Annotated in this window: 6 protein-coding genes; 5 read left to right on the top strand and 1 reads right to left on the bottom strand. The window is 69.5% G+C overall.

Annotation, left to right across the window (positions count from 1 at the left end; all coding sequences use genetic code 11):
• The 5 genes from RIF89_RS12310 to RIF89_RS12330 form a co-directional block, all read left to right on the top strand.
• On the top strand, positions 1-459 hold a 459-nt coding region (locus tag RIF89_RS12310), incomplete at its 5' end, for a thiamine pyrophosphate-dependent enzyme (RefSeq protein WP_309069398.1).
• A gap of 1 nt (position 460) precedes the next feature.
• Complete coding sequence (ilvN, locus tag RIF89_RS12315) at positions 461-970, top strand: acetolactate synthase small subunit (RefSeq protein ID WP_309069399.1); 510 nt, start codon at positions 461-463, stop codon at positions 968-970.
• 84 nt (positions 971-1,054) lie between these two features.
• Positions 1,055-2,083 carry a ketol-acid reductoisomerase gene (gene ilvC, locus RIF89_RS12320; protein ID WP_203138235.1) on the top strand — a complete coding sequence of 343 codons (1,029 nt, stop codon included), beginning with the start codon at positions 1,055-1,057 and terminating at the stop codon, positions 2,081-2,083.
• 162 nt (positions 2,084-2,245) lie between these two features.
• Positions 2,246-2,716 (top strand): hypothetical protein, encoded by a 471-nt coding sequence (locus RIF89_RS12325; protein ID WP_309069400.1) that lies wholly within the window; start codon positions 2,246-2,248, stop codon positions 2,714-2,716.
• A 36-nt stretch (positions 2,717-2,752) separates the two neighbouring features.
• The gene (locus RIF89_RS12330) at positions 2,753-3,100 is read left to right on the top strand and encodes a TraR/DksA C4-type zinc finger protein (protein ID WP_309069401.1); all 348 of its coding nucleotides are present in this window, start codon (positions 2,753-2,755) and stop codon (positions 3,098-3,100) included.
• A 31-nt stretch (positions 3,101-3,131) separates the two neighbouring features.
• On the opposite strand, the gene RIF89_RS12335 is transcribed toward RIF89_RS12330, so the two are convergent.
• Positions 3,132-3,538: hypothetical protein (locus RIF89_RS12335; protein ID WP_309069402.1), on the bottom strand; the 407-nt coding region annotated here is incomplete at its 5' end.

The following is a 3,538-nucleotide window of genomic DNA, read 5'->3' on the forward strand; positions in this document are numbered from 1 at the left end:
GCCAAGGTGGCCCAGCCCGAGCGCGCGGTGTGGGCGATCGACGGCGACGGCTGCTTCCAGATGACCAATCAGGAGCTCGCCACCTGCGCGATCAACAACATCCCGATCAAGGTCGCGATCATCAACAACTCGTCGCTCGGCATGGTGCGGCAGTGGCAGACGCTCTTCTACGACGGCCGCTACTCCAACACCGACCTCAACACGGGCCACGACACCATCCGCGTGCCCGACTTCGTCAAGCTCGCCGAGGCGTACGGCTGCCTCGCGATCCGGGTCGAGAAGGCCGAGGACGTGGACGCCGCCATCAAGACCGCGCTCGAGACGAACGACCGCCCTGTCGTGATCGACTTCGTCGTGAGCGCCGACGCGATGGTGTGGCCGATGGTGCCGCAGGGCGTCAGCAACAGCTACGTGCAGTACGCGCGTGACCACGCCCCGGCGTTCGCGGAGGAGGACTGACATGACGACGCACGTGCTGAGCCTCCTGGTCGAGGACAAGCCCGGTCTGCTCACCCGCGTCGCCGGCCTGTTCGCCCGGCGCGGGTTCAACATCGAGTCCCTCGCGGTCGGCGTCACCGAGGTGCCGGGCCTGTCCCGCATCACGGTGGTCGTGGACGTGGAAGAGCTGCCCCTCGAGCAGGTCACCAAGCAGCTGAACAAGCTGATCAACGTGATCAAGATCGTCGAGCTCGACCCGTCGTCGAGCGTGCAGCGCGAGCACATGCTCGTGAAGGTGCGCGCGGACAACGCCTCCCGCTCGAACGTGCTCGAGGTCGTGAACCTCTTCCGCGCGAACGTCGTCGACTACGCGCCCGACGCCCTCGTGATCGAGATCACGGGCGACCAGGGCAAGGTCGATGCCTTCCTGCGCGCGATCGAGCCCTTCGGCATCCGCGAGCTCGCACAGTCGGGCCTGCTCGCGCTGGGCCGCGGGCCCAAGTCCATCACCGAGCGCGTCCTGCGCGGCTGACCCCTTTCGTCTCCGCTCGGGCGCGCGCCCGAGCGGAGACGGCACGAACTTCCTCAGATCCCCAACCCAAGGAGACACCACACCGTGAGCACCGAGATCTTCTACGACGCCGACGCCGACCTGTCGCTCATCCAGGGCAAGAAGGTCGCGATCGTGGGCTACGGCTCGCAGGGCCACGCGCACGCGCAGAACCTGCGCGACTCGGGCGTCGAGGTCGTCATCGCGCTGAAGGACGGATCGAAGTCGACCGCCAAGGCGCAGGAGGAGGGCTTCGAGGTCAAGAACGTCGCCGACGCCACGGCGTGGGCCGACCTCATCATGATCCTCGCGCCCGACCAGCACCAGCGCGGCATCTACTCGGAGTCCATCGCGCCGAACCTCGCCGAGGGCAAGACGCTCGCGTTCGCGCACGGCTTCAACATCCGCTTCGGCTACATCGACGCGCCCGAGGGCGTCGACGTCATCCTCGTCGCGCCCAAGGCCCCCGGTCACACGGTGCGTCGCGAGTTCGTCGCGGGCCGCGGCATCCCCGACATCATCGCCGTCGAGCGCGACGCGTCCGGCCAGGCCTGGGATGTCGCGCTGTCGTACGCGAAGGCGATCGGCGGCACGCGCGCCGGCGTCATCAAGACCACCTTCACGGAGGAGACCGAGACCGACCTGTTCGGCGAGCAGGCCGTGCTGTGCGGTGGCATGAGCCACCTGGTGCAGGCCGGCTTCGAGGTGCTCACCGAGGCGGGCTACCAGCCGCAGATCGCGTACTTCGAGGTGCTGCACGAGCTCAAGCTCATCGTGGACCTCATGTGGGAGGGCGGCATCGCCAAGCAGCGCTGGTCGATCTCCGACACGGCGGAGTTCGGCGACTACGTCTCGGGTCCCCGCGTCATCGACGCCGGCGTGAAGGAGCGCATGCAGGGCGTGCTGGCCGACATCCAGTCGGGTGCGTTCGCCAAGCGCTTCATCGACGACCAGGACAACGGCGCCCAGGAGTTCCTGGCGCTGCGCGAGAAGGAGCAGGGTCACCCCATCGAGGCGACCGGCAAGGAGCTGCGCGCCCTGTTCGCCTGGAAGCAGACCGACGAGGACTACGTCGAGGGCTCCGCAGCGCGCTGACCCGAGACGTTCAGACCGCTCTACCTGAGCCGGAACAAGACCCCCGCACCCAGAAGGTGCGGGGGTCGTTCCGTTTCGTCCCCAGGGGGAAGCCGGAAGAACCCTCGTCCACATCTGCATCGAAGCCTCCCGCGGCTCGGACGTGCGCGTCACGCTCGGTGCATGACGCACACGAAGGCGGCCGAGCGCCGCATGGAGCAGCTGCGCGACGCCTCCCTCGACGACGCGCGGCTGCACGAGCTGATCGAGCTGATGCTGAGCGGAGCGCTGCGGCGCCAGCTCTGGCTGCTGTTCCTCGACGCGAACGACAGGATGAGCGACGTCATCCTGCCGACCGACGACTTCCCGCACGCTCCCGACGAACCGGTCGTCTCCGGGGACCTCGGCCCCACGACGGCGGCGCGGCTGATGGCCGCGCGCCTGCCGCCGATGTGCGAGGCGATCGGTGCTTCGCAGGTGGTGCTCGTCTGGGAGCGGGAGGGTGATGACGGGTTCCAGGTCGAGGAGCTGGCGTGGGCCAGGGCGATCTCGCAGGCGCTGCACGGCGCGGATGTCCGGATGCGCGCGCAGTTCGTCCTCCACGACGACGGACTGCGTGCGCTGACGCCCGACGACTACGCGGTCGTGAACTGAGCGCCGCACCCCTGGGCGGGGCGTAGTCTGGCGCGCATGCCCGACCCGATCGAGAGTGCGCGCGAACTGCTGCTCGGGCGCCGCAGCGACGCCGCGCGCCGTCTCACGGCGCGCGCGAACGACCTCTCGAGCGTCGCCGCCGCGCGCGGTGACGCGACGGCCGACGACGAGCACGACCCCGAGGGCTCGACGCTCTCGGGCGAGTGGTCGCACCTCACGGCGCTGAGCGATGCCGCCCGCCTCGAGCTGCGCGAGATCGACGCCGCCCTCGCGCGCCTCGAGACCGGTGCGTACGGCGTCTGCGAGTCCTGCGGCAGCGAGATCCCGGAGGGGCGGCTGCGAGCGAGGCCGACGGCCACGCGGTGCGTGCGCTGCGCCGCGTGAGACCGGCCGCAGCCGCCGCACCGGCCGCCGCTCAGTAGATGTGCGGGTACACCTCGTAGGTCAGACCGTCCGGCAGCGCCGGGTAGAAGTTCACCTCGAACCGGGCCGAGCCTCCCGCGGGTACGCGGTCGGTCGAGTCCGACTCCGCCATGACGATCTTGCCGCTCTCGTCGCGCACGAGGACTGTGAGGTTCAGCGCGTCCTGGTCTTCGGCGAACGTGCTCGAGATCGTGCCCGACAGCACCGTCTCGTACTCGTCGCTCGTCGCCTTCAGGTCGGCGATCGCGAACTCGCCGCCCTCGAACGGCACGGGCTCGCTCACGACGTCCCCGAGGCCGACCACCTGGATCTCGGCCACCTCGGCGGCGGGGGCGTCTGAGAACATGCCCGCGAACACGGTCGTGCCCGGGATCATGCCGCCGCCGAACGAGGTGGTGT

Origin of the sequence: Microbacterium sp., assembly GCF_031178525.1 — a bacterium.
Taxonomy (GTDB): domain Bacteria; phylum Actinomycetota; class Actinomycetes; order Actinomycetales; family Microbacteriaceae; genus Microbacterium.

What these genes read in the sequence shown, in the direction of transcription:
- ilvN (WP_309069399.1), top strand. Translation starts at nt 461, where the DNA reads ATGACGACGCACGTGCTGAGCCTCCTGGTCGAGGACAAGCCCGGTCTG.
- RIF89_RS12325 (WP_309069400.1), top strand. Translation starts at nt 2,246, where the DNA reads ATGACGCACACGAAGGCGGCCGAGCGCCGCATGGAGCAGCTGCGCGAC.
- RIF89_RS12330 (WP_309069401.1), top strand. Translation starts at nt 2,753, where the DNA reads ATGCCCGACCCGATCGAGAGTGCGCGCGAACTGCTGCTCGGGCGCCGC.